General features: G+C 39.5%; 2 protein-coding genes. One reads left to right on the top strand and one right to left on the bottom strand.

Going from position 1 to position 826, the window contains the following annotated elements:
- Nucleotides 1-558: OmpA family protein (locus ACS8FC_RS16265; protein ID WP_439297540.1), on the top strand; the 558-nt coding region annotated here is incomplete at its 5' end.
- A 27-nt stretch (nucleotides 559-585) separates the two neighbouring features.
- Here the strand turns inward: ACS8FC_RS16265 and ACS8FC_RS16270 are convergent.
- Nucleotides 586-826: LysO family transporter (locus tag ACS8FC_RS16270; RefSeq protein WP_439297541.1), on the bottom strand; the 241-nt coding region annotated here is incomplete at its 5' end.

Below are 826 nucleotides of genomic sequence, written 5' to 3' on the forward strand. Positions count from 1 at the left end.
GTTATATCACAAGATGAAAACGTCGTGACGATGCAAGTAGTCGATATCGATTCAGATGGTGATGGAATTTTAGATCAAATCGATCATTGCCCAAAAACGCCTAAAAATATTGCAGTAAATGAGTTTGGCTGTCACATACTTTATGACTTAATAGACAAGACTGCTATGGAGCTGAAAGTATTTTTTAAAAAAGATAGTAGTGATTTAACTCCAGAGTATCAGCTTGAGCTTGATAAAGTAGCAGAGCAGATGAATAAGTACGATGCTGTTACCATGCAAATTGAAGCTCATATTTCGGAAGATGAAATGGGGCAGGCGTTAAGTGTTTTACCTAAAAATAGAGCTATGATGGTCAAAAACTACCTTATTTTAAAACACGACATCGAGCCTAGTCGTTTGAGTACTTTTGACTGTGGTATCAGAGCGCCCATTGCATCAGCTGACACCGAAGAAGGCAAGTCCTTTAATCGCCGTGTTTATGGACTAGTTAAAGAGCCAAAAATAAACGCTTATAATGATCCGGCTGACTCAGCTTCAAAGATATGTGTCGAGTTCTAAATCGTACTCAATCTTAAAAACTTGTATCTATCCAAGCGCCGAAAAGAACACCATCAGTACAGGCGAGACAATATTAATCAAAAAGCCAAAACTGATCGCCAGTGGTACTACTTTTAGACCACCTGACTGTTGAATAATAGGCAAGGTAAAATCCAAACTGGTCGCACCGCCAAGCCCGACCGCAGCAGAAGGATATTTGCGCATAAATACAGGGATAAATAGTAAGGCAAAAAACTCTCGCACCAAATCATTAAATAGCGCGACACTG

It is taken from the genome of Psychrobacter sp. 1Y4 (assembly GCF_051847555.1).